Below are 22,768 nucleotides of genomic sequence, written 5' to 3'. Positions count from 1 at the left end.
CCTTCTCCACCACCTCGGTCTCCCGGACCCGAGCCTCTTTCACCACCGGATTCATCGTCCCTGCCTGGGTCGCCCTGCACACTAAACTGCTGGGTACGAACTGTCTCACTCACGTTGGCAGAGAGGGTCGCGCGCAGTGGGTCTCTTTCCTACAAGTGGAGGCGCCTATGAAGCCGACATGTCCGCGTGCTCGGAGGAACGCCCCGCTGGTGCATGGCACGTCGTGGGCTGCGTCGTGGCCACAGTGGCAGGTTTGGAAGCCCCCACAGCTTTTGCGTCCGGAAGCCTGAGCACACCGCGGTCGTGCGCCGCGTGCTCGCTGGCGAGCCGCTCGCGCCTTTTGGTGGGCAGGACAACACATTGAACGCGCTGATATCCTGCACCGCCTTGCTCCTGCCCCTGAGCACGTCCGAAGCGGCGGTCGTCGAGCTGTTACGCCCAGTGTTCGCGGCTACGGCCTGGCAGGAGGGAACCGAACACCTCTGCGAGCAAGCGGCGTTGAAACTCCGTCGGCACTAGGAGCAAGCGGAACAGCTACGACCCCGTCGCCGACTTCCTGGGCGGACTCGTCTGGAATGGGAAGTCACGCCTCGGCGAGTCGCACGTCGTCTACTTCGGTGTGCAGGGCGAGCCCGGATACTTGCGTGCCATCGGGGCGAAGTTCGCGATCTCCGCTGTCGCGCGTGCTCTTCTCCGGGTTGAAAGGTCGACACGGTCCTGATTCTTGAGGGGCAGCAGGGGCTCAGGAAGTCGACGGCCTTTCGCATCCTCGGGGGAAGTATTTCAGCGACGCGACGGTCGGCGTGAGCAACAAAGAGAGCGCGATGCTCGCCTCGCAATTTTGGTTCATCGGACTTGCAGAGCTGAGCATTTTCCGAAAGAGCGAGGTTCAGGCGCTGAAGGCGTTTATCAGCCGAACGGAAGACACCTTTCGGCCCCATACGGCCGCGCCAACGCGAAGACGCCACGCCGCTGCGTCTTCGTGGGCTCTACAAACGACGACGACGACTATCTGCGCGACCCGACAGGACATCACAGGCTCTGGCCGGTCAAATGCACGTGCAGTTAGTTGGAGCTTCAAAGTGGCAGTGGTAAACTAAAACTCACCATGCTTGAAGATCTAGTCGAGCTACTTGATAGACAGTGGAAGTTTCTCCATGCGCAAGAAGGCACTGTATTTTACCGTCAACTTCGTCGTTTTGTGAGGTTCGTACAGGAAGAACCCCGCCTCGCAGCATTACTCAGAGACATACAGCGAGACGCAAGCGAGCTGACACATCGACATTTCCAGCACGATCAAGCTTTAACCCAAATGCTAGTGGCGCTAAAGCGGGAGTTCGTCAAGCAAGTCCCTGACGAAGACGACTCCTCAACGCCACCTCCGGCCAACGGATGGCTTACCCCCACCGACGAATTAACCTTCGCCCGCTTTGACGCGATAGCAAGCCATCCACACGCGAGACCAGTCAAAATTGACACGCTAACAGATAACACAAAATCAAAAAAACTACTCGGGATCTTGGCAGCAAAAATCAACAACCCCGACCGAAGGCCAAGTCTATTTTCGGAGTCGACCTCGACCACGCGGACCAAAGATCAGCAATCCAAGATAAATGAATTACAGATCCAGCTCCTTGACTTACAGCAACAACAAGAATACGCGCATCGAAACTTTGTCGACGAAAAGCTGACGTCATCAGGGCTTTTGCTCAATGGAGTTCTCCAGCTTCTGCATGATCTCAATCCAGAACCAACACCTCTTTCCGAAGACGAGGAAGAACGAGATGTGCAAATGCGCGCCCAAGTCAACCAATGGTTTAACGAGGGACTTGAGACACCAAGCAAAAGCAAGATCATAGAGGCTCTTTACGATAACAACACATCATCAAAGGACAGGAACGACGCACTTGAGCATTCCGTGCAGACGCTTAAGCCCTATGTCGAGCGCATATATGAGGATCTCCGCCTCAGGGTCGGCACGCGTCGATCATTGCTTGGGTTAATCAATCGTTTCCAACACCGATGCCAATGGCACGACCGTTTGCGTCTTTTCGAACTGGCACAGGGCGCGCAGGGCAAGGTTGAGGAAACCCTCACCGCAGAGCTTGCCTTGTGGTTTTTCGACCAAGGTTTGTCCCCCGTATCCAAGCCCATGATGGCGGGACTTCAACCAGACCTCACGGATCCGTCATTCAAATTCAATCTCTACGTCGAAGCAAAACAATACAATGACGATGCAAGGAGCTATCTCGTTCACGGATTTCATCAGCTTTGGGACACTGTTAGTGGGCTAAAAGGAACGCCCTATGAGGTGAAGGAAGCTTTCTATGTTGTTTTCCGTTGCGGTGGCCCTCGGTACGTCCTTCCGGATCAAGCGCTCCCCGGAGAGGGTTGGACAGCTCACCTACGGCTCATCGATATTGCACCGGCGAACGAGCGAGGAAGTCAGGGTGCAAAGAAACCTATTGTGATTCCTGTGGACGAATTCATGCCAGCCAGTCCGTAGAAGCATCTTGGCAGACTCAGCTTACACTTCGGGCCAGTCGGCGCTGGCATCCCACAGAAGAACCAGCATCAGAAACCGCACGCATTTAGCGTGCAAAGCAAGCTGTTCACCGACCGAGCGGCACTCTTCCTCGGAGACGCCGCATAACGTGATCAAGACTTCGCGCTCCACCCGGCACAGGTCGACCCGAGGATCTCGCGCTAGATTGTCGCCGCGCTCAAGGCGCTGCGTTTCATGCGCGGTCAGCGGCGCATGCATGACGGAAGCCGGCCACTCGTCTACTACCTGCCCGACGGACTTAAGAACGCCCCGTCGAGAAGCGCGGCGAACGGCGCCCGCACCTAGACGTGATCGCGGGAGGTTCTATAGCCTCAGTAGAGCAGCATCCCGGCACAGGGGAGCAGGTGCCAAAGCGAACGGGAGTTCGGAACCCAATCCCCTGAATAGCGTTAGACAGCGTGGAGGGAAAGCATGTCGAGAAACTCAAAGTTGAAGCGAGCAAAGCGACGCAGGCAAGAAGCCAAAGACGAGAACCGGGAGCGCTTGCAGCCAGACGCGGAGCCCGCGCCGGCGCAAGAAAAACCCTTGGCGACCACCATTTCGCTGGACTCCGCAAAGTTAGGGCCACCGGGCATTCTTCATCAGTTGCATTTAGCGGCCAGCGACTCGCCCGATTCAGAACAGGACAAGCAGCGGTTTCTCGATCCAGAAGAGCGTGATTTTCGGCTACTGGTACACCTAAGCAAGGTCCCCAACTCATCCTCTGGGGATTTTAAGATGTTTCTTGAACCATCAGAAGGTGCGTCACTCATTTACGCACTTCCTGAAGCAGTCGACCTTGCCCTTGAGACTCCCTCTGGGAAGGTCATCATGCATCTCAACTCAGCGCGAGAATGCTCAGCGCTTGAGCTTTGGTGTCGCGCCACAAACTACAACAATGTTTTCGGCCTATACAGCAAGGTAGTCGCCCCCCTGATCGACAACCTTTCATACCAAATAAACATACCAATCCATGTTCGCGAGATCGCAATCTGGGACCCAAAACACAATATATTAACCGCCTCATACGTTGCCCCATTTGTTGGGGTAACGCTGGGGGGCGACCAACGAGTCTATATTGATCTATTGCGGCCATACTACGCCCTCTATCGAGAGGGCATGACAAACCCAAGCGTCTTCTACCAGTTCCTGTGCTACTCAAAAATACTCGAAGGCATATTCAGAAAGACACATCAAAAGATCATTGGCTGGACCAAAGAAAATGGACTGGAAGCCCCGCGATTCACCGCTCGCGTGGAAGAGGACCCAGTAATACAAGGCGATGCGCGAAAATGGATTGGAAAAGGAATCAAGCAAACGTTCGACAACTACCTGGAAAAGAAGTTCCGAAACGCAATAGCTCATTTCTCGAATAACGACGAGGAGCCAATCGTCGTCAGCGATTACATGGCGAGCGCCACCATTTCAGGCAATCTCTTGCTCGCCCGCCAATGTGCGCGCACTGCCATCGGATGTGTCGAGCGCATGATTCATGACGCAGATGCGGCATTTGCGCTTCGCCAGAAGGGTTAGGACTGCACTACTCGCGTCTTGCTGAACCAGCCTCAGAAACCACGCATTTACGGCTCCTAACAAATATCAGGACAGAGGCGACGCAGAAGCATGACGCAGCAGCCGAGGGCGAGGAATCCGAAGTGGACGTCGTCCCTGCGCTCGTCGCGGACGCGAAGACGGCGCAGCTGGTTCTTCCAGGCCAGCGTGCGCTCCACGACCCAGCGGTAGCGGCCCAGACGCTCCTTGGACTCCACACCTGGACGGGCGATGCGCGGAGCGATGCCGCGCAGACGCAGGCCGAGTCGGTTCTTCCTGGAGGCGTAGGCTTTATCTCCGTGGACCTTCGCGGGGCGGAAGCGTCGCTGCCCTGAAGGCAGCCTCACCGCGGGCACGGAGTCGACGAGGGGGAAGAGTTCGTGCGTGTCGTGCACATTGGCCGCCGTCACCGATTCGGTGAGCGGCAGGCCGTGGGCCTCTACGAGAAGAGGATGCTTGCGCCGGCACGCGACCTAGACGCAACACGGCTGGAAGGTGCTGCGAACCAGCCGTGATCACGGCCTGAAAATGTGGAGGCGGAGGGAATCGAACCCGCGGACAAGGCGACAGTAAACCCCAAGCGGGACGTCAATCTGCTCGGACGCGAGCGGCCTGAGTTCCCCGGCGAGGTGGAGCTGGGGAGGGGCAGGTGGAGGAGCGTGGGTGGGCGTACCGGCGCAGGCAGCCGGAGGGGACGGTGCTGTACGAGGTCGTGAGCGAGCGGGCCGGCCCGCACAGACACCGGCCCGCGCAGGACGACTCAGTGCAGGCACTCGCCGCAGGAGCCGGACAGCTTGGTATTGGCGACGAAGGAATCGTAGTCCGCCTTCGAGGTGACAGCCGCTGAGCCGAAGTCGGCGTAGACCGCCCAGATGGAGGGGGTGGCCACGGCTTCCTTGAAGGTTCCGCGATAGTAGTCCACCCCATTGTTCTTCTTGAAGAAGCTCCACCCGGAGCTGCCATTCCAGGGACGGCAGCTCGCATGGGCCGCCATGTAGCTCGCCTGGGGAGCACCTCCACGCCCCTTCCACAGGTAGCACGCATTCGTGGGCGGCTGAGGCTCGAGGGTCCACTCATTGCCAATGCCGGTGCCCCAGCTGGTGACGGCCGGAGGGCTGTCCGGCCGGTGCAGGCTGTCCCCCTTCGACGAGCGCAGCACGAGCTTGCCGGCGGTGGTGAATGCAGGCGTCCACACGGTGCCGGTGCCAGTGGCCGCCGTGGCGACGGTGGCGCCCTGGGCCAGGTCGGTACGGTTCAGGTAGTCCCCCTTCGTCGACTTCAGCTTCACCTTGCCGTCCGTGGTGCACTCGGCGGTCCACTTGTTGCCGGCGGCGCCGGTGGCCGCCGCGGTGATGGGAATGGCCGCGTCGGAACGGTTCAGGTAGTCCCCCTTCCACGACTTGAGCTGGAGCTCCATACCGCAATAGGGGAAGGGCGCCGGGGCGGCCATGGTGCTGGTGGGAGCTTGGCCGAGTGCGTTGGCCAGCAGGACGGTAGCAATGGAAGCGAGCATCGTGAGCAATTCCTCACATCAAGGGTTGGTATCTGAAAGGGTTTCGACTCAGGGACCCACGCCTGCGAGGACTGTATCGCCGGAGTGCTCCGCGGCTGTCTCATAGCAAACGGCAGGCCACCCCCTTGGAGCCCACGTGTCAGTGGAGAGGCGGGGTGACGGAGAAGGGGCTCGAGGCCCTGGACACGCCCGCTGACATGTCAGCGAAGCCGGATGACGTGTCAGCGCATCAGACCGCCTACTCGATGACGTGGGTGGGCCCCGGGCGTCCGAAGTACCAGTTCCCGAACGCCTGCCGCAGGGACACGCCGTTGACGAGGGGGTTGTTGAACGCGGGACTGCGCACGAGCGTGTGCTGCTGGTCGGCCGGGCTGAACACGCCGCTCACCGGCGCCAGGGACTGGCGAACCTTCCACGCATGCGCCACCGCGAAGGCCTGCTCGGAGCTGTCGAGCGGCTCCGTGAGGCCCATCTTCTCGAGCGGCACGGGGTCATACTGGTCCTGGTGCACGAAGAGGGGCGTGCTCAGGTAGGGATAGAGCGTCTGTCCCACGCCGCACCGGCCCGGCTGCTCGGGCTCGGCGGCGGAGCACGAGGTGTCAGCCACGCTGTTCCAGAACTCCGCGAAGATGGCCGCGGCCTCCACGGTGGTCCCGAGCGCGGGGTCATACTGGAGCGTGTCGACCCGCCAGCCCGCGTCGGTGAAGCCCCGGACCCGCTTGCCCGGGAAGGCCGCGCCCAGCCGGTCCAGGTTGAAGAGCACGCCAGCCCCGCCCGCCGAGCCTCCCGCGAGCAGCAGCTCCGTCGCCTGGGCGAGGTTGGGAGCGGGCGTCACCTCGGGATTCACGAGGTCCTCGATGACGGCCTGGACGATGCGGCTCCCCCGGAAGTGGTAGTCGCCCGGCAGTCCGGAGCCACTCTTGTCGCCCGAGTACGCGTCCGAGCTGCAATACGAGAAGAAGACCTGGTTCGCGGTGAAGAAGTCGGGGTTCTCGGCCGGACTGGTCGACAGGAGCCCGCGGTTTGCCTCCATCGTCGGCGGGTCATCGTTCGACGACAGCAGCCGCTGACCCCGGTCCGGGCAGTCCGGGGGGTAGCAGGCGCCACCGCCTTCGAAGAAGAGGACCCAGCGGCTCGCCCCGCAGCCCACGCCGCGCCGCACGTAGTACGAGGGCGCCGAGCCGTCGTTGCACACCGCGCCCCGCGCCGCGGCGTTCCGGATGCTCCTGCGCACCAGGACGTCCGGAGGAGGCGGCGTGGTGACCGGGTCGACGCAGCCGACCGGCGGCTCGGCGACCACGGCGTCGCGCGTCCGGGCGCCGTTGGTGTCGGGCTCCACCGGCGCGGTGGGCCCGCCACAGGCGAGAAGGGACAGCAGGGCGAAGCCGGGGAGCAGGAGGCCTTCGAGGACGTGGGACGGACGGCGCATGAGCAGAAGCTCCGGGATGGGACGCGCGACGTGCGCGGCCCTGCCCTGAACCCCGAGGTTCCGGAAAGGTCTCGCGGCCCTACGTCCGGCCCTCGATGAAGTCCGTGAGGTCGTCGGGCAGCGGCGCCTCGAACGCGACCTCCTGGGGGCCCGGAGCGGATGGCGCAGCGCTATGTTGAATCGCTTTACCTGCCGGCCATGGATGCGCCCGTGTCACTCGCGGCGGTCGGGTAGGGGTTGCCGCAGGCGCCGTAGCCGGCATTCACACAACGTTGGTCGTCGTGGGCTGGCAGGCCGCCGCGAACGCCCGGAGCATCTCTTCATCTGGCTTCGGCGTCTCTTCGAGCAGCGCCTTCACCTGCTCCGCTGATCGCAGGCCAAGCCCGATTTGAGGTCCTTGCCGGGGATCCGGGTCAGGCCCACAGCCGCGCCATCCCGTCAGGGGGGACACTGGGAGATGCAGAACGCCTTGTAGCTGTCGCAGGTGGGCTTCGGCGTGCCGCCACCGCCATAGACGCACTGCATCCACTTGATGTCACAGTCGCTGACGCACTCCCAGCGCGTCACCCCCTGGTGGACCTGCCCCTGCTCCTCGGGACTGACAGTCTCATCCACTTCTTCCGCGCCGCCACAGCCCGCCAGCAGTCCGACTGTCATCAGCCCGGCAATGATTGCCACTCGCATGTGCTTACCCTGGTTGGAAGGTTTGTGCTGCCTTGCCAGGATAGTCCGATTTTTCAACGCCAGACCAGGGAGATCCAGCGCTACCGTGAGAGGCTCTCAATTCCGGCCAAGGTGAACCAAGTCTTTGCGTCGGTGGTCCTTGTTGCTCGTTCCCGTCTGTGCGGTCTGGCTGGGCTGCGCGGGAGGAGACCCCTCGGCTGAGGAAGTGAACCCGCAGGAGGTCGTGCAGGCGGACCCTCGTGAAGGGGCGAGGTTCCACGGAGTCTTCGCTCCAGGCGCCAAACTGCGGCCATTTCTGGTCCCCCAAGCGGAGGAGACGAGCGCGGGGAGTGAGGCAGCGGCCAGGCAGGAGCGGATGAAGCAGAGGACGCCGCGAGTGGATGGGGCAGAGTTGCTGACGAGGACGTTCGACTTCGACGTGTTCGCATGCATGAGGTGTGGAGGCAGGCGGCGGGTCTTGGCGTATGTGAAGGGAGCAGCAGGGGTGAGCGCGATCCTGGAGCACCTGGGGTTGCCCCCGGCGAGTGCGCACCTGGCCCCCGCGCGAGGGCTGGCTCATGGGCTCCCCGTCAGCGTCCCTCACCTCCCGCTCTGCTCCCGCCCGCTACGCCCAAGAGGGCTCTTGTCCTTCCTATGCTCGACGTGTGGCCGCGCATCAAGGACGACATGTCGCGCAGCAAGAAGCTGGAGCTGCTCTTCGCCGCGCACAGCGTCAGTGAGGTGATGGGCCGGGTGTCCTGAGCCACTCCAGCAGCGCGTCGGACTGACGGCGTTCCTCTTCCAGGCGTTCCTGGTCCGGACCCTCGGCCACGCGGCACCTCCGGGCCCAGGCGACCACGCGCCGCGCGGGCGTGTCAAACCCCTGACCCCATCAAGGCCTGGAATCAGCGCTCCCCCAGCTCCCCCACGAGGGGTCGATGAGCGGCTGAATGGAAGCTTGATATCAATGAAAAAGAAGAATTCCATTCTCACCCTGCCTCTTCCTGTTGTATGGGGGCCGCGCTCCATCACAGGAGGGGGAAGACAATGAGACACACCGGGAAGTGGCAGGGCTTGCAGGTGGCCGTGGTCTGGATGGGATTGCTGATGGCGCCCTGGACGGCGAGGGCGCAATCCGTGGACCCGTGCACCGGCGGGCCGGGCTCGGGCGCCGCGGTGGAGATCACCGGCGGCAACCTGGAGATGCCGGTGCCCAACACGGGCAACGACTGGAAGCATACGGCGGGCTCCACGGCGCATACGGGGCGCGACCTCAATGCGCTGGACCTCAACGAGAACGCCACCGCGCCGAACTTCGACAACCAACTGCCGGTGCTGGCCGTGGGCGCGGGCACGGTCCGCTTCGCGGCCTTGACGCCGGCGTCGTGTGGTTACGGCAACAGCGTCATGGTCGAGCACAACGTTGGCGGGAACATCTTCTACTCGCACTACGCCCACCTGGACGCCTCGATGCTGGTGGCCCTGGGCGACGTCGTCCAGCAGGGACAGGTGCTCGGCTACGTCTCGCAGACCGGCAACGCCTCCACGCCGCATCTGCACTGGAGTGTCCGCCAGGGCACGACCCCCCGGTACACGACCCTCAACGGCTATTCGACCGCGAACGCGAACACCCAGGGCCTGTCGTTCACCTCCGACACGCGGATGATCTGGCTGGAGGACTTCCAGCAATCCAATACCTGGCAGGCCGCCGCGTCCAACGCGGCGACGTTCAGCGTGCAGGCGGGCCAGATGCGCATCGCCGGAGCGTCCGGGCTGGGCCTCGTGCAGCACAAGAACCCCATCTTCGTGCGGCCCGACAACGGGCCCTACCGGCTGAAGTACGCCGCCCGGACGGAGCGCTACCGCGCGAACCAGTCCGCCGTCGCGGGGCTGCGCCTGGAGTGCATGGGCAGCGACCGGACGACGGTCCTGAGCACGGTCATCTTCACCTCGGTGCTGGACACCTACGGCGGCTGGTCCGTGCTCTCCTTCCCCGTCACCTTCGGCTCCGGCTCCGGCCAGTGCCCGACGACCACGCGCTTCGTGCGCCCCATCCTCGTCAGCAGCTCCTCCGTGGGAGCGGCCGTCGTGGTGGACTGGGTGGGCCTGGAGGAGCGGGCCCCGGCCGCGAGCGCCGGCACCGAGCAGTTCAACGCCTATACCTACGGCGGGGTCCGCCGCTTCACCTACAACCTGGGTGATACGGCGGCGTTCAGCCGCGTGGAGGTCCTGGGCGCGGCGTCGCGCGCGGCGCTGTCCAGCGCGCCGCAGATCCTCTGCACCTTCCCTGGCAACGCCAGCTCCAACTTCTGCACGCAGCCGCTGAACTCCCTCCAGTCGATCCCCTTTCATGCCCTGCGGCTGTGGACCAGCGCGGGAGCCTTCCGGGACCTGGGGCCGGTGCAGGTGGACGCCTTCACGCGGGCCTACGTCCCGGGCCTGAACAACGCCCAGCTGATGACCCTGGACTTCCAGAACATCCCCCTGTGGGCCAGCTACCCGTTCGCCACCTTCGACAACTCCATCGACAACTATGGAATCGTCAACTACGCGCCCAACGCCGGGCTGATGATCTTCACCCCCGAGGCGCCCGTGACCGGCTTGAAGACGTTCAGGGCCTACTACGGCGGCAACACGACGCGCGCGACGGTCCGCGCGGTGGACCACGCCACGGGCAACCTGGTCGAGCTGGGCTCGGTGACGAGCACGCCGCTGAACTGGGTGACCCTGACCAACGCGGCGTGGCCGGCCACCACCCGGGCGGTCTGGGTGACGTTCGAGCGCCTGAACTACGACAATTACCTGCACGTCGACGAAGTCCTCTTCTCCCCCTAAGCCACCCGGGCTGAGTTCTGTCAGAGGGGCTTGCGTGGCGCGAGAGCCTGAAGCCGTCCGGTCCGCTGCAACCCATGCAGCAACCGGACGGCGTCGGGATAAGAGGTTTCGCGCTCCTTGGTGAGCATCCGGCTGAAGCAGGTGTCCTTCAGGTGCGCCCAAGAGCCTTCAATCCTGTTGAGGGTCTCGGGGGTGTGGATCTGATCCTGAGCATCGCAGGAGCTAAAGAGCGGGTTGGCGGTCGCAGGCCGAGGCGTAGGAGAAATCCCGGCCATGGTGAAGGTGACGCTGGAAGTGCCCGCGGAGGTGGCCGCGCTGCTCAAGGCCATGGAGGACAAGCTGCAGGCAGAGGCAAAGGCAGCCCGAGACTTCGCGCCGGTGGACCCGGAAGGGACGCTGCGCAGCATCTCGGGAGCGTGACGGCGCCTGGGTTCTCGATGGCGGCGAGCGCAGCGCGCCGCAGGTAGTGCCCCGGGTCCTCGCCGCGAAGGCGTGCCGTCTCGATGAGGGAGTAGAAGAGGCCGCGGCCCATTCCCTTCACCATCAACTCCATGTCATCGCACAGCGTGGAGGCAGGCGGCGGGTCTTGGCGTATGTGAAGGGAGCAGCAGGGGTGAGCGCGATCCTGGAGCACCTGGGGTTGCCCCCGGCGAGTGCGCACCTGGCCCCTGCGCGAGGGCTGGCTCATGGGCTCCCCGTCAGCGTCCCTCACCTCCCGCTCTGCTCCCGCCCGCTACGCCCAAGAGGGCTCCTGTCCTTCCTATGCTCTCCGGGTGGGTGTGAGGCGCGTGCGGTGGGCTCGCCACAGGCGAGAAGGGACAGCAGGGCGAAGCCGGGTCGCAGGAGGCCTTCGAGGACGTGGGACGGACGGCGCATGAGCAGAAGCTCCGGGATGGGACGCGCGACGTGCGCGGCCTGCTCTGAACCCCGAGGTTCCGGAAGAGTCTCGCTGCCATGCGGATGAGCTCCGTGCCCTCGACGATGGGCACGTCCACCACGAAGGAGTCCTCGGGCGGGTGGCGCTCGCAGATGGCGAGGTACTCCGTGTGCACGTCACCTCAAGCCCTGGTGGACGCGCAGATTCCCGGAGGACTGCGCCTCCTGAGCGTCGTCCCACGGACACCGGTCTGCCCTGGGATTGTGTCACCGGGATGGATTATACAGGATTGGCAGCTTGTGCTGGAAGTTCTTGTGTTTGCCATGCCCTCTCACGGAAGGCTCCCCCATGCAACGCTCCCCTGGCGCTGGCGCGATTCTGGCCGGACTCGTAACGCTTGGATTGTTGATGACCGGCTGCGAGGCGCAGGACACCCCGTTGCCTGGGGACGCGCCGCTGGGGGAAGCGCTGGGATCGCTGCTGGGCACGGTGGTGGATTCGGATGACACCTGCCGGCTCGTCAGCACCCTGCGCCCCACGTGTGGAGCCGTGGCCCACAAAGCACCGGGCGTCTCCTACGTCTGGCGGGCTCCGTCCTCGGACACGTTCACCTTCTCCACGTCGGATGCCCGCTTTGCTCCGGTGCTGGAGGTGAGGCGCGAGGAGGGCGCGGCGACGTCCCTGGGCTGTGACGACGGCGCAAGCCGTGGCACGGGTGAGGCATCGGTGAGCCTCGCGCTCGAGGTCGGGCAGGCGGTGCGCATCTTCGTGCAGGGGCAGGGCAGCTCCTGCGGCCTCTTCAACCTCCACATCCGTGCCGGCTCGCAGCCGGAAGCTCCGGACCTCAAGGACGCGCCGCTTCCCGATGCGACCGCGGACCGCGAGGAGCCCGCCAAGGGGCCCACGCAACTGCTGGCGGTGGACGTGGCACTCGGCAAGCCCGCGTCCTCCATCACCGAGTACGACGCGAGCTCCACGGCGGCCCTCGTGACGGACGGCGACCCCGCCACCGGCTGGAACAGCGGCACGGTCCGCCCGCACGTCTACGTGGAGGTGGACCTCCAGGGGTTCTACGCCATCTCGGAGTTCCAGCTCGCGCTGGGGACGACCACCGGGAGCGCTCCGGCCAACTTCCAGATCCAGCACTACGCGCAGGGCTGCTGGCAGACGGTGCCGGAGACGGTGGTCACCGGAAACACGGCGGGGACCCTCACCCGGACCCTGCCGCTCTCCACGCCGCTGGTCACCCGCAAGGTGCGCTTTGTCTGCACGGACAAGGTCTCCTGCCGGCTGCGGACGTTCTCCGTCATGGGCGAGCCCTCCACCGAGGCCCAGGCTCCGGCGCCCACGTGCACCGCGGGCACGCAGTCCGTGAAGCGCTCGCCGTCCTATGACTTCCTGCAGTTCCTGCCCGCCACCTACAACCAGGACCCCCAGGCGAAGTTCCCCCTCGTCATCGCCCTGCATGGGATTGGCGGGACGCAGCTCACCCCGGACCGCACGGGCATGTCGACCTCGCCGGAGGGCCTGTCGCGCCGGCTGAAGAATGACGCGACGTTCGCCTCCACCTTCCCGGCCATCGTGGTGTCTCCGCACTGCCGGGAGATTGGCGCCACGACCGGCGACTGCTGGTTCACCCAGGACCGGCTCGACCGGCTGTGGAAGGACGTGCTGGCCAGCTACCGCATCGACCCGGAGCGCATCTACCTCACGGGGCTGAGCGGCGGTGGCATCCGGGGACACCAGTTCGCGGTCAACCATTCCACGGAGCTGGCGGCCTTCGTTCCCATCTGCGCGAACACGAGCTCCGTGCCGTCGACGCAGAAGGCGTTCGATACCGCCGGCAATCCCATCCCTGACACCAACGGTCGCCACATCTGCGACCTCCAGGGCCTGCCCGTCTGGCTGCGGCACGGCACCAGCGACCCCACGGTCAACTACAGCGGCTCATTGGCCTTCAAGGACTACATGGACGTGAAGTGCGGGGCCGGTCCGAGGAAGGCCGTCATGACCCTCTACGCGGGCGCCACGCACAATGTCTGGGATACGACCTACAATGACAACCGGCTCTACACCTGGTTGTTCGCCCAGCACCGCGGCAGCGCGAGCGAGCCCGCGACGTTCCTGGAGCCGACCGCGAAGACGGGCACGACGGTGACCATCACCCAGCCGGCCTCGACCGCGACGGTGACGGGCAGCGGAACGGACCCGGATGGCACCCTCGCGAAGTGGAACTGGATCGAGCTGAGCCGCCCCGCCGGCGCCGCCGCCCCCACCCTGACGAACGCCAACACCCCCACGCTGACCGCGAGCGGCCTGACGACCGCCGGGACCTACAAGTTCCGCTTCATCGTGACGGACAACCACGGCGTGACCGACTTCGCCGACCAGTCCGTGTTCGTCCGGGCCCCCTGAGCTGCGTCCCCCCAGGTGTGCCCTGGAGGGCCCTGGTCCCGAGGGCGGTGCGGGTTTCGGGGGCTTGCGCAGCCAGGAGGTCCGGGGGAAAGCGTATTCCTCCTGCTGACTCCGCTTGCCCCACCTGCCCCCTCTGGATCCGCCCATGAAGCCACTGTGCATCCTGGTCCTGCTGGCCTTGGTCTCGCTGTCGGGATGTGGGGGAGGGGGGCCGGCGCCGGATCCCGGCGTCCCGGACGCGGTCGTCGGCGTGTCCGTGACGGGCACGGACAGGCTGGCCTCCCATGCCAGCACCGTCCTCACGGCGGTCGTGGAGGGGACCGGGACGTTCTCCTCCGAAGTGACCTGGAGCCTCCTGTCCGGCGGCGGCAGCCTCTCCGCCACGACCGGCGCGTCCGTTACCTACACGGCCCCGTTCGCCCGAGCGGACACCGCGGTGACCGTTCAGGCGACGTCCGAAGGGGATCCGTCGAAGCACGGCGTGTTCACCTTCACCGTGGCCCGGGCTCCCGCCGCGAGCTTGTTGGATGGCGCCTATTCAGGGTTTCGCTCCGTGGAGGGCACCTTCATCCCGACCGAGTCTCCTCCTCGCGTGGAGCAGTTCACGCTGGAGCCGGTCAGCGACACCCGGGTCCGGCTCAAGCCCATCACGGGCTTCCCGCAGGGGGTCCTCGTCGACGTCCACGAGGACGGCACGCTGGCCATTCCTCCGCAGGAAGGTCCCGCCAGCCGCTACGACAAGTACTGCTTCCGGCAGCAGTACTTCATGAGGGAGGAGTCCTCCGGGCCCGCGGGAACGGGAACCTGGGATGCCCAGGGGAATCTGTCCCTCACCTGGGTCTCCCAGCGTGAGCTGGAATGCATCGGTCCCGGCGGTCCCTTCCCGGGCACCCACTCCACGTCGACGAGTGAAATCACGTCTGTGTTCACGGGCCGCCGGGATGAGGCGTCCTGGCCTCCGGCGCCCTCGCTCCTCGTGGGTGTCTATGAAGGGACCTACTCCTTCTCGGAGACGACCTCGCCGGACACCGGGCCCGAGACCACCCAGTCCGGCACCAGGGCCTTCACGCTCAGCATTGAGCAGGCTGAAGACGGCCGGTTCCTGCTCAAGATGATCGACGACCACCCGGAGGGAATCCCTGGCACCGTCCAGAACGACGGCCGGGACCTGGGGTTCTCCGCGTTCTCGAAGCCCCCGACCGAGTCGGGCGAGGGCTGCCAGCGTCAACTCTTCATCGGCTGGTTTCCTCCCCCCGCAGGGGCGGGATGGGGGAGTTGGGGCAACCGGGGAGAATTGTCCCTGCTCTGGGTCAGCCGCAGCGAGACCGTCTGCACGGGGCCCGACGGCGCCACCCATCGGACCTTCTCGAGTACCTTCAACACCTTCACGGGCCGGAAGCGGTAGGCGTCGGGTAGCGTGGGCACCTCCTCCGGACCGGATCCTCAAGGAGAAGCCCATGTCGTCAGCGAAGCACCAGCCCATCGTCTCGCCCGCGCTGCCCAAGCCCGCGGGCCCGTACTCCCCCGGCATGCAGCTGGGCCAGTTGCTCTTCATCTCCGGACAGGCCGCCAGGGACCCCGCCACCGGCCTCCAGGCGGAGGGCATTGAAGCGCAGACGGAGCAGGTGCTGCGCAACCTGGAGCGCATCCTCGTGGCCGGCGGCTCCAGCCTCCAGCACGTCCTGCGCTGCGGCGTCTTCCTCATGGACATGAAGGAGTTCGCCCGGATGAACGCTGTCTACGAGCGCGTCTTCGGCGGCCACCGGCCCGCGCGCACCACCGTGCAGGTGGCCGGATTGCCTGACGACGGGCTGCGCGTGGAGATTGATTGTATCGCCTACGTGCCTTGAAGGTGGTTCAAGCCGCCCCGAACTCCGGACTGCTGAACGACCCCGGCGGCGTCACCTCCTGAGCGCGACGCGCCGGGGCTCCGCGCCCACCGTCCAGCGCGGAACTCCGGCGTTGAAGCGAAGGTGCCCTAGAACGGCGGCGGGTAGGGGCAGATCAGCGCGCCGGTGATGGGATGCCGATAGCAGCCCGACGGCAGCTCCGCGGCCTGGGCCGTGCCCGGCACCAGGGTGAGGCCCGCGATGCCAACACCCGCGAACGCGGAGAGAAGGGCAACGATGCGAAGGGTCTTCTTGGACATTCACGCACTCCTGAGAATGGGTCGATACAGCGAGACAAGACTACCAGCTCCCCCTGACTGACAGCAGGGACTGGGAATTCGTCTGGCGTTCACGCACGGTCCGGGAATGCGATAGTCCGGAGCAATCATCACCCCAGGAGCGCGACGCATGGGAATCACGATGTCGCCACATGAGTACGCCACGGCGTTCCGCCTGCTCGCGGCCACCGCCCGGCACCCCGAGAACATCGGACAGCTCGTCGAAACGAAGCTCCTCCCCCGACTGCCGGCGCACCCTTCGCTGCTGGATGTGGGCGCGGGGTCGGGCAGGGTGGCCGAGCGGCTCGCGAAACACTTCGGCTCGCTCACCCTGCTGGAACCCAATCCCGAGCAGATCACCGGGCTCGCGCTGGAGAAGGCGAAGGTCCACCTCCAGCCGCTGGAGCGCTACGACTCACCCGACAGGTACGAACTCGTCGTGTGCTCGCACGTCCTGTACCACGTGCCCTTCTCCGACTGGGGAGGGTTCATCGACAGGCTGCTGTCGCTCGTCCGCCCCGGGGGCTCCTGCCTGATTGCCATGGCGGCCGCCCGGGGACCGACCTACGAGCTGTGTCGCGACTTCGTGGAGCACCTGCTCTTCAGCGAACAGGTGGTGGCGACCATCCAAGAGAAGGGGCTGCCGCACGAAGTGATTCCCACGATGAGCGGGTTCCACGCGAAGACCTTCGAGGAGATGTACACGCTCTGCCGCTTCTTCGTGTTCGAGGGCTGCTTCACGGCGGCGCAGCTCGCGGCCCTGACCGAAGCAGAGGCGCGCGAACTGGATGCGAAGATTCGCGTACACGCCGAGCGCTGCCGCGGCGCGGACGGGGAATACCACCTGGAGCAGGACGAGGACCTCATCCTCCTCCCCCTCAGGGACGAACCCCTGCGTTCCATCGCGTGAAGTCGAATGTCGTGACGAATTAGGTCAAGTGACCTATATCATCCCCCCATGGGGCGCGGAAAGGGCCGTGCCCGTGCGTGGGAGTCGTCATGGGTGCCGAGGGCCGTGTCGTGCTGGTGGGGGGCTATGGCGTGGTGGGCGTCCAGCTCGCGGAGCTGCTGCGGGCGCGTCATCCGGACCTGCCGCTGCTCATCGCCGGGCGCAGGGAGGCGCCGGCCCGGGAGCTGGCCGCGCGTCTGGGTGGGGCGGAAGGGGTCGCGCTGGATGTCACCTCGCGCGAACCGTTGGCGGCGCTGGGGGGCAGGCCCCGGGCGGTGCTGGCCCTGGTCAATGATCCGGACGATGGCCTGCTGCTGGCGGCGACGCGTGACGGGGTGCCCGTGCTGGACATCACCCGGTGGACGTCCCGGATGATGGCCACGGTGCTGCGCCTCTCCGGCACGACGCCGCGCGCGCCGGTGCTGCTGGGCTCCGCGTGGATGGCGGGGCTCGTGCCGCGGCTCGTCGCCATGGCCGCGCAGCGGGTGGGGCCCCTGGCGCGCGTGGATGTGTCCATCCGCTTCGCGCTGGCGGACACGGCCGGTCCGGACTCGCTGGAGTACATGGACCGGCTGGGCCTGTCCTTCGAGGTGACGGAGGAGGGGCAGGCGCGTCAGGTGCTGCCGCTGACGGACGGTCGGCGGGTGACGTTCCCCGACGGCCGGGACACCCGGGTCTTCCGGCTCGACACGCCCGAGCAGGCGACGCTGCCTCGCGTGCTGGGCGCGCGCACGGTGACGACGCGGCTGGGCTTCGACTCGGGCTCCGCGACGTGGACGCTCGTGGTGCTCCAGCGGCTGGGCATCCTCCGGCTGCTCCAACACCCCCGCTGGACGTCGCTGCGCCGGACGCTGCTCACCGGCAGCAACACGGGGGGCGAGGCCGCGTGGGTGGCGGACGTGGAGGGCGCGCGGGGCCAGGTCCGCATCGAGGTGGTGGATCCCCGGGGACAGGCCCACCTCACCGCCGTCGGAGCGCTGCTGGGCGCCGAGCGGCTCCTGGGGCTGGATGGCGCGCCGCCGCCGCCCGCCGGTGTGTGGTTCCCGGAGCACGAGCCCCGGCCCGAGGAGACGCTGGCCACGCTGCACGCCTGCGGCGTCGAGGTCCGGATGCAAGAGCGACCCGCGAGCGAGGCGGCGTGATGCCCCGACGCGCGAGCAGGAAGGCTCCGGCGACACTCCCCTCGGCGAGCCCGCGCGAGGGGACCGCGGTGCACGCGAAGGGCACCGAGCGCGTGGGGAGCATCCTCGACGCGGCCATGGATGTGCTGGTCCAGGACGGCTACGCGGGCCTCAGCCTGCGGGGCGTGGCCCAGCGCGCGGGCGTGAGCCTGGGCAACCTCCAGTACTACTTCCCCACGAAGCAGGACGTGGTGCGCGCGCTGCTGGCGCGCTACCTGGAGCAGGCCCTGAAGCGGGTCCGCGAGCGGGTGGAGGGCGGAGGACGTGAGCCCGTGCAGCGGCTCCGCAAGGCCCTGGACGCCATCCTGGAGGATCAGGACTCGCCCCAGGCCTGTCAGCTCTTCGCGGAGCTGTGGGCGCTGGCCGCGCGGGACGCCATGGTGGCGGACGCGCTCGCGGTCTTCTACGCCGGCTATCGGGCGGGCGTCGCGGAGCTGCTGCGGGAGCTCTCCCCCGAACTCACCCCGGCGCGTCGGGAGCGGCGCGCGGCGCTGCTGGTCGCCTTCCTCGAAGGACTGTCCCTCTTCCGGGGGGGCGGGAATCTGCGCGCCGCCTCGGTGCCGGGACTGGAGCAGGAGCTGCGCGTGCTGCTGGAGCAGGTGCTGCTTCCCCCGGCGGCCACCTGATCCTGCCGAGACGGGACGGCTACACGACGTCCGTGCCCGACGACTTCTTCCCGCCGCCGCCCTTCACCGAAGCGTTCAGGTAGAGGTCGCCCAGGCCCGCGCCAATGCCTTCCCACGCGAAGGACTCCGCCATGCGGCGCGCGTTGTGCGCGAGCTTCCGGCAGAGTTCCGGATCATTGCGCAGCCGGCGCAGCGCGTTCGCGAACTCCTGGGGGGACTCCGCGAGGAGCACGTTCTGTCCCTCCACCACGGGGAGCCCCTCCACCGCGAGGCGCGTGGCCACCACGGGCACGCCCGCCGCGGCGGCTTCCAGCACCTTGAGGCGCGTCCCGCTGCCCGCGCGCAGGGGGATGGCCGTCGCCAGCGCGCGCGCCAGGTGCGGCGCCACGGAGGGGACCGCGCCCGTCACCGTCAGCCGGCCGTCCTCGCTCTCCAGCGCGCGCACGGAGGCGGACGGATTGCGGCCCACCACCATGAGCCGGCCGGGCGCCAGCTCCGACGACACCAGCGGCCACACCTCGCGGGCAAGCCTCAGCACCGCGTCCTCGTTGGGCCACCAGTCCATGGAGCCCACGAAGACCAGGTCGTTGCCCGCCTTCTCCTGCGGGATGAAGTCCGGCAGCTTCACGCCGTTGGGCACCACGTGCACCTGCTTCGCGCCCAGCTCGCGCAGCTGCGCGGCGTCCACCTCCGAGCACGCGAGCACGGAGTCCGCCTGGCTCACGCACGCGCGCTCCAGCTCCTCCACGCGGCGGAACTGCCAGTTCAGGAAGGGGCGCAGGGGCAGCGCGCTCAGGGGCGCCATGCGCGCGAGCAGCTGGCTCTCCACGTTGTGCTCGTCGATGACCAGGTGCGCGGACGGGTTCAGCTCCCGGGCCAGCGGCAGCAGCTGCGCCATGTGCAGGTGATCGAAGTGGATGATGTCGAAGGGGCCCTGCTCCCTCATCACCCGGCGGAAGGCCGCCTGCAGGCACTGGCGCGTGTAGCGGATGTAGGTGAGTGGCGTGCCCCGCAGGAGCGCCCGGGTGCTGCTCAGCGTCTCCCCGGGCGCGATGCGCGGCATGTCCACCAGGTGGAGGCGGGAGGCGGGGACGCCCAGCTCACCCAGCCACCGCGTGAACCCCGCCGCGTCGTTGCCCGGGCGGTGCAGCGCGAGCACGTCGATGGAGAAGCGGGAGGCGAGCGCGCGCACCAGCTCCAGCGTGCGCAGGGTGCCGCCCGTATCCGAGGGAAACGGGACGTAGGGAAGGATGGCAAGGACGCGTCGCACGGTGGAGGTCAGGCCCGGTTCAGGAGACAGGTGGAAGTGGCCTCGTGCTCCTCACCGAGGCCACTGGCTTGGTAAGCACCCCGAAGGGGACCGCCCAGGGGCACAAGGCGCCTTCTCTTCAGTGGCCAACACAATCCAACCTCCCGGCGGCGACCGCGCCGCGTCGCGTCGTCCGCCCGGGCACCGCGCGTACGGGCTCCCGGGTTCGGGAGCCCTCGAAAAGCGCCCCTGATTCCGGCATGACGGTGGGAGGCGGTACGACGGAGGAAGCCATGAGCCTTCAAGAGAGCCAGGGCGCCCAGACGCGAGAGCGCATCGCGCGGCTGCGGCAGGTGATGCGGGCCCACGACGTGGCGGCGGTGTGGGTGCCGTCGAACGACCCCCACCTGTCCCAATACCCGCCGCGCCGTTGGAAGGGGCGCGAGTGGCTGTCAGGGTTCACCGGCTCCCTGGGGACGCTGGTGGTGACGGAGGACTTCGCCGGCCTGTGGGTGGACAGTCGCTACTGGGATCAAGCGGACACCCAGCTGGCGGGCAGCGGCATCGTCACGGTGCGCATGACGAGCGCGCCCGGGCAGTCGCACCTGGACTGGCTCGGGGCCAACGTGACGGCGGGGCAGACGGTGGCGGTGGACGGCATGGTGCTGTCCCTGGGGCAGGGGCGGGCGGTGTCCTCGCTGTTCAAGGCGAAGGGCGTGAAGCTGCGCACGGACCTGGACCTGGTGGCGGAGGCCTGGCCCGACCGTCCGGGGATGCCGGGTGCGCCGGTGTATGCCCATGCGCTGTCACCGGGCCCGCGCGCGGAGAAGCTCCAGGCGCTGCGCGCGGAGATGAACCGGCTGGGGGCGACGCACCACCTCATCTCCACACTGGACGACATCGCGTGGCTGACGAACCTGCGCGGCGCCGACGTGGACTACATCCCGGTGTTCCTCGCACACCTGCTGGTAGCACCGGAAGGCGCCCGCCTGTTCATCACCGAGGGCAAGGTGCCGGACGCCCTGCGCGCGGCACTGGAGCAGGACGGCATCACGCTGGCGCCCTATGCGCAGGCGGCCCCGGTGTTGGGTGCGTTGCCGGACGGAGCGAAGCTGCTCGTGGATCCCCGGAGCGTCACGCACGGCCTGCGGCAGGCCGTGGCGCAGGGGGTGACGGTGGTGGAAGCGCTCAACCCGTCCACCGTGGCCAAGTCCCGCAAGACGCCCGGGGAGCTGGCGCACATCCGCGAGGCGATGGAGCAGGACGGCGCGGCGCTGTGTGACTTCTTCGCCTGGTTCGAGTCCGCGCTCGGCCGCGAGCCCATCACCGAGCTGACCGTCGACGAGCGGCTGTCCGCGGCGAGGGCCCGTCGTCCGGGCTTCGTGTCGCTGAGCTTCAGCACCATCGCCGCGTTCAACGGCAACGGCGCGATGCCGCACTACCGCGCGACGAAGGACTCGCACGCGACGGTGTGCATGCCGGGCACGCCCGCGCGGGGCCTGCTGCTCATCGACTCCGGTGGGCAGTACACGATGGGCACCACGGACATCACCCGCGTCGTCCCCGTGGGAGAGCCCACGGCGGAGCAGCGGCGCGACTTCACGCTCGTGCTGCGAGGCAACATGAACCTGGCCAGCGCCCGGTTCCCCCGGGGCACGCGCTCGCCGGCCCTGGACGCGCTGGCGCGAGCGCCGCTGTGGGCGGAGGGGCTGGACTACGGCCACGGCACGGGCCACGGCGTGGGCTACTTCCTCAACGTGCACGAGGGGCCGCACGGCATCTCGCCGACGATGCCCAACGAGCCGCACACGGCGCTGGAGCCGGGCATGGTCACCTCCAACGAGCCCGGCCTCTACCGCCCGGGCCACTGGGGCATCCGCATCGAGAACATCCTCGCCGTCGTCCCCGCGGAGACGACTGCCTTTGGCGAGTTCCTCCGCTTCGAGACGCTGAGCCTGTGCCCCATCGACACGCGGCTCGTGGAGCGCGGCCTGCTGTCCAGGGCGGAGACGGACTGGCTCAATGCCTATCACGCCACGGTGCGCGAGCGGCTGCTGCCCCATGTCGACGGTCCCGCGCGTGACTGGTTGCTGCAACGGACCGAAGCCCTCTGACGGACGCCGGACGCGCCCGGGCAGAAGCGCTGGACGGCCCCCTCCCGCCTGGACATGCTGGGCGCGCGGGGGGCCGGCCCTGCATGTTCCTGACGTGGATGCACATGCGCTCGACCTGGATGCTCCTGGCTTCTCTCGTGGTCCTTCCCCTGATGGCCTGTGGCGGCGCTACCGCGGGCGACTCCTGCGACGAAGACTCCTGCCCCGACGAGCAGGTGTGCCGTCAGGAGTTCCCCGGCGGCTTCTGCGCCCAGACGTGTACCCAGGAAGGCGTGCAGGGCGGGTGCCCGGAGGACACCGTCTGCGCCACCCAGTTGGGGTCGCTGCTGTGCTCGCCCGTCTGTGAAGAGCAGGACGACTGCCGCGAGAACTACGCCTGCAATGGCGTCAGCGGCTCCGACGTGAAGGCCTGTCAGGTCAAGCTCTGACCCAGGCCGCCCTGGAGCCGTGACGCATCCGGCCAGACGTTGCGGCGCGCGCGGCCGCTTCCATTTCGCCCGCAATGTCTTGCCGCGTCATCCTGGACGTCACCGGGGGATGTAACCCGCGGAGGGGCCATTTCGTAATGCAGCTGTCGGGGGGGACGGGCTTGTGGGTGTTCCCCCGCTAGCAACATTTGCCACGAAATGTAGAGAACCCCTGGAGCCGTTCCCG

General features: G+C 66.8%; 18 protein-coding genes and 2 pseudogenes. 13 read left to right on the top strand and 7 right to left on the bottom strand.

The genetic code is table 11. The annotated features are described in order from the left end of the window. Positions 1–714 precede the first annotated feature (714 nt). Both D7X12_RS45345 and D7X12_RS42255 read left to right on the top strand, forming a co-directional pair. A pseudogene (locus D7X12_RS45345) lies at positions 715–1,069 on the top strand (VapE domain-containing protein); the annotation flags it as partial. Further along, complete coding sequence (locus D7X12_RS42255; RefSeq protein ID WP_147443508.1) at positions 1,070–2,506, top strand: hypothetical protein; 1,437 nt, start codon at positions 1,070–1,072, stop codon at positions 2,504–2,506. It abuts the pseudogene before it with no gap. Positions 2,507–2,527: 21 nt separating this feature from the next. Here the strand turns inward: D7X12_RS42255 and D7X12_RS43415 are convergent, their stop codons facing one another. Further along, the gene (locus D7X12_RS43415; RefSeq protein ID WP_167508968.1) at positions 2,528–2,764 is read right to left on the bottom strand and encodes a hypothetical protein; all 237 of its coding nucleotides are present in this window, start codon (positions 2,762–2,764) and stop codon (positions 2,528–2,530) included. Between the two features lie 213 nt (positions 2,765–2,977). On the opposite strand from D7X12_RS43415, the gene mauJ reads away from it, so the two are divergent. After that, the gene (mauJ, locus tag D7X12_RS42250) at positions 2,978–4,078 is read left to right on the top strand and encodes a methylamine utilization protein MauJ (protein WP_147443507.1); all 1,101 of its coding nucleotides are present in this window, start codon (positions 2,978–2,980) and stop codon (positions 4,076–4,078) included. A gap of 56 nt (positions 4,079–4,134) precedes the next feature. Here the strand turns inward: mauJ and D7X12_RS44010 are convergent. From D7X12_RS44010 to D7X12_RS03195, 4 genes and pseudogenes are all read right to left on the bottom strand, one after another. Continuing rightward, positions 4,135–4,539, bottom strand: a pseudogene (locus D7X12_RS44010) (transposase); the annotation flags it as partial. A gap of 317 nt (positions 4,540–4,856) precedes the next feature. Then, positions 4,857–5,609 carry a hypothetical protein gene (locus D7X12_RS03205; RefSeq protein WP_120623787.1) on the bottom strand — a complete coding sequence of 251 codons (753 nt, stop codon included), beginning with the start codon at positions 5,607–5,609 and terminating at the stop codon, positions 4,857–4,859. Between the two features lie 238 nt (positions 5,610–5,847). Next, positions 5,848–7,038 carry a pectin acetylesterase-family hydrolase gene (locus D7X12_RS03200; RefSeq protein ID WP_120623786.1) on the bottom strand — a complete coding sequence of 397 codons (1,191 nt, stop codon included), beginning with the start codon at positions 7,036–7,038 and terminating at the stop codon, positions 5,848–5,850. Between the two features lie 438 nt (positions 7,039–7,476). Next, complete coding sequence (locus tag D7X12_RS03195) at positions 7,477–7,722, bottom strand: hypothetical protein (protein ID WP_120623785.1); 246 nt, start codon at positions 7,720–7,722, stop codon at positions 7,477–7,479. Positions 7,723–8,748: 1,026 nt separating this feature from the next. Here D7X12_RS03195 and D7X12_RS03185 point away from each other — a divergent pair. The 5 genes from D7X12_RS03185 to D7X12_RS03160 all read left to right on the top strand — a co-directional run bounded on the left by D7X12_RS03185 (position 8,749) and on the right by D7X12_RS03160 (position 15,678). Beyond that, the gene (locus tag D7X12_RS03185) at positions 8,749–10,536 is read left to right on the top strand and encodes a M23 family metallopeptidase (protein ID WP_158619945.1); all 1,788 of its coding nucleotides are present in this window, start codon (positions 8,749–8,751) and stop codon (positions 10,534–10,536) included. A 273-nt stretch (positions 10,537–10,809) separates the two neighbouring features. Beyond that, the gene (locus D7X12_RS42780) at positions 10,810–10,956 is read left to right on the top strand and encodes a hypothetical protein (RefSeq protein WP_158619944.1); all 147 of its coding nucleotides are present in this window, start codon (positions 10,810–10,812) and stop codon (positions 10,954–10,956) included. A gap of 865 nt (positions 10,957–11,821) precedes the next feature. Next, positions 11,822–13,828 (top strand): PKD domain-containing protein, encoded by a 2,007-nt coding sequence (locus tag D7X12_RS03170; protein WP_158619943.1) that lies wholly within the window; start codon positions 11,822–11,824, stop codon positions 13,826–13,828. Positions 13,829–13,973: 145 nt separating this feature from the next. Next, complete coding sequence (locus tag D7X12_RS03165) at positions 13,974–15,233, top strand: hypothetical protein (RefSeq protein WP_120623782.1); 1,260 nt, start codon at positions 13,974–13,976, stop codon at positions 15,231–15,233. Positions 15,234–15,285: 52 nt separating this feature from the next. Continuing rightward, positions 15,286–15,678 (top strand): RidA family protein, encoded by a 393-nt coding sequence (locus tag D7X12_RS03160; protein ID WP_120623781.1) that lies wholly within the window; start codon positions 15,286–15,288, stop codon positions 15,676–15,678. A 128-nt stretch (positions 15,679–15,806) separates the two neighbouring features. On the opposite strand, the gene D7X12_RS42775 is transcribed toward D7X12_RS03160, so the two are convergent. Beyond that, positions 15,807–15,977, bottom strand: a complete 171-nt coding sequence (locus D7X12_RS42775) for a hypothetical protein (RefSeq protein WP_158619942.1) — start codon at positions 15,975–15,977, stop codon at positions 15,807–15,809. A 148-nt stretch (positions 15,978–16,125) separates the two neighbouring features. Between D7X12_RS42775 and D7X12_RS03155 the strand changes: the two genes are divergently transcribed. The 3 genes from D7X12_RS03155 to D7X12_RS03145 all read left to right on the top strand — a co-directional run bounded on the left by D7X12_RS03155 (position 16,126) and on the right by D7X12_RS03145 (position 18,751). Further along, positions 16,126–16,905: a class I SAM-dependent methyltransferase gene (locus tag D7X12_RS03155; RefSeq protein WP_120623780.1), complete on the top strand. Its 780-nt coding sequence runs from the start codon at positions 16,126–16,128 to the stop codon at positions 16,903–16,905. A gap of 89 nt (positions 16,906–16,994) precedes the next feature. After that, positions 16,995–18,086 carry a saccharopine dehydrogenase family protein gene (locus D7X12_RS03150; RefSeq protein ID WP_120623779.1) on the top strand — a complete coding sequence of 364 codons (1,092 nt, stop codon included), beginning with the start codon at positions 16,995–16,997 and terminating at the stop codon, positions 18,084–18,086. Next, positions 18,086–18,751, top strand: coding sequence for a TetR/AcrR family transcriptional regulator (locus tag D7X12_RS03145; protein ID WP_120623778.1), 666 nt, complete (start codon positions 18,086–18,088; stop codon positions 18,749–18,751). The genes D7X12_RS03150 and D7X12_RS03145 overlap by 1 nt, the downstream gene beginning before the upstream one ends. Positions 18,752–18,770: 19 nt before the next feature. Here the strand turns inward: D7X12_RS03145 and D7X12_RS03140 are convergent, their stop codons facing one another. Further along, positions 18,771–20,021: a glycosyltransferase family 4 protein gene (locus D7X12_RS03140; RefSeq protein WP_120623777.1), complete on the bottom strand. Its 1,251-nt coding sequence runs from the start codon at positions 20,019–20,021 to the stop codon at positions 18,771–18,773. Between the two features lie 272 nt (positions 20,022–20,293). Between D7X12_RS03140 and D7X12_RS03135 the strand changes: the two genes are divergently transcribed. Both D7X12_RS03135 and D7X12_RS03130 read left to right on the top strand, forming a co-directional pair. Next, a complete protein-coding gene (locus D7X12_RS03135) occupies positions 20,294–22,114 on the top strand; it encodes an aminopeptidase P family protein (RefSeq protein ID WP_120623793.1) in 1,821 nt (606 codons plus the stop codon). A gap of 104 nt (positions 22,115–22,218) precedes the next feature. Further along, positions 22,219–22,542 carry a hypothetical protein gene (locus D7X12_RS03130; RefSeq protein WP_147443506.1) on the top strand — a complete coding sequence of 108 codons (324 nt, stop codon included), beginning with the start codon at positions 22,219–22,221 and terminating at the stop codon, positions 22,540–22,542. Positions 22,543–22,768 lie beyond the last annotated feature (226 nt).

Source organism: Corallococcus sicarius, assembly GCF_003611735.1.
Classification (GTDB): Bacteria; Myxococcota; Myxococcia; order Myxococcales; family Myxococcaceae; genus Corallococcus; species Corallococcus sicarius.
This window is presented reverse-complemented; position numbering and strand designations above follow the sequence as displayed.

Bases quoted from the DNA above. Each gene is read 5' to 3' on its own strand.
- D7X12_RS43415 (WP_167508968.1), bottom strand. From the start codon at position 2,764: ATGCATGCGCCGCTGACCGCGCATGAAACGCAGCGCCTTGAGCGCGGC.
- mauJ (WP_147443507.1), top strand. From the start codon at position 2,978: ATGTCGAGAAACTCAAAGTTGAAGCGAGCAAAGCGACGCAGGCAAGAA.
- D7X12_RS03205 (WP_120623787.1), bottom strand. From the start codon at position 5,609: ATGCTCGCTTCCATTGCTACCGTCCTGCTGGCCAACGCACTCGGCCAA.
- D7X12_RS03200 (WP_120623786.1), bottom strand. From the start codon at position 7,038: ATGCGCCGTCCGTCCCACGTCCTCGAAGGCCTCCTGCTCCCCGGCTTC.
- D7X12_RS03195 (WP_120623785.1), bottom strand. From the start codon at position 7,722: ATGCGAGTGGCAATCATTGCCGGGCTGATGACAGTCGGACTGCTGGCG.
- D7X12_RS03185 (WP_158619945.1), top strand. From the start codon at position 8,749: ATGAGACACACCGGGAAGTGGCAGGGCTTGCAGGTGGCCGTGGTCTGG.
- D7X12_RS42780 (WP_158619944.1), top strand. From the start codon at position 10,810: ATGGTGAAGGTGACGCTGGAAGTGCCCGCGGAGGTGGCCGCGCTGCTC.
- D7X12_RS03170 (WP_158619943.1), top strand. From the start codon at position 11,822: ATGACCGGCTGCGAGGCGCAGGACACCCCGTTGCCTGGGGACGCGCCG.
- D7X12_RS03165 (WP_120623782.1), top strand. From the start codon at position 13,974: ATGAAGCCACTGTGCATCCTGGTCCTGCTGGCCTTGGTCTCGCTGTCG.
- D7X12_RS03160 (WP_120623781.1), top strand. From the start codon at position 15,286: ATGTCGTCAGCGAAGCACCAGCCCATCGTCTCGCCCGCGCTGCCCAAG.
- D7X12_RS42775 (WP_158619942.1), bottom strand. From the start codon at position 15,977: ATGTCCAAGAAGACCCTTCGCATCGTTGCCCTTCTCTCCGCGTTCGCG.
- D7X12_RS03155 (WP_120623780.1), top strand. From the start codon at position 16,126: ATGGGAATCACGATGTCGCCACATGAGTACGCCACGGCGTTCCGCCTG.
- D7X12_RS03150 (WP_120623779.1), top strand. From the start codon at position 16,995: ATGGGTGCCGAGGGCCGTGTCGTGCTGGTGGGGGGCTATGGCGTGGTG.
- D7X12_RS03145 (WP_120623778.1), top strand. From the start codon at position 18,086: ATGCCCCGACGCGCGAGCAGGAAGGCTCCGGCGACACTCCCCTCGGCG.
- D7X12_RS03135 (WP_120623793.1), top strand. From the start codon at position 20,294: ATGAGCCTTCAAGAGAGCCAGGGCGCCCAGACGCGAGAGCGCATCGCG.
- D7X12_RS03130 (WP_147443506.1), top strand. From the start codon at position 22,219: ATGCGCTCGACCTGGATGCTCCTGGCTTCTCTCGTGGTCCTTCCCCTG.